The sequence below is a fragment of the Bulleidia extructa W1219 genome (genome assembly GCF_000177375.1).
Lineage (GTDB): Bacteria > Bacillota_I > Bacilli_A > Erysipelotrichales > Erysipelotrichaceae > Bulleidia > Bulleidia extructa.
Genome location: NZ_ADFR01000006.1, coordinates 1 through 550, shown reverse-complemented (window position 1 = coordinate 550; position 550 = coordinate 1). Strand labels below are relative to the sequence as shown.

At 37.8% G+C, this 550-nt stretch carries 1 protein-coding gene; it reads left to right on the top strand.

The window, feature by feature from the left end; translation table 11 throughout:
* Positions 1–550 (top strand): FMN-binding protein (locus tag HMPREF9013_RS07205; RefSeq protein WP_006627023.1); only part of this gene is annotated, 550 nt, incomplete at both ends.

Here is a 550-nt window from a genome sequence, read left to right as displayed (position 1 = left end):
TAAGAAAGAGTTTTCAGGTATTTATAAAACAATCCTATTAGCTGGCTTATGTGCTGTTTGTGGTTTGGCATTAGCTTTAGTTAATGCAGTGACAGAACCTAAAATCAAAGAAAATGCTATTGCGGCAGTGAAATCAAATCTGGAAATGATTTGGTCTGGAGGAGTTTTCTCGGATGTCAGTTCGCAATATTTATCCAAAGATAAAACGGGCTTGATTACTGGAGTCTATGAGGCAAAAGATAAAGGATTAGCGTTTACTTTAAAGGTGAAAGGTTATAATGCGGATGGATTTACATTCATTGTCGGCTTTAACAATGATGGAACTGTAGCTGGTTATGGGGCCATTGAAGAAAATGAGACTAAGGGTAAAGGATCCAAAGCCTTTGATGCGGCATATGTTGATAAAATGAAAAAATTGACTTCAAAAGATTCGGTGGAATTGATTTCCGGGGCAACGGTAACAACCATGGGGGTTAGTGATGGATTTAATGCAGCGAAGGCTGTTTTCAATGAAATTAAGGGTATCAGTTATGATCCAAATGCGAAACCT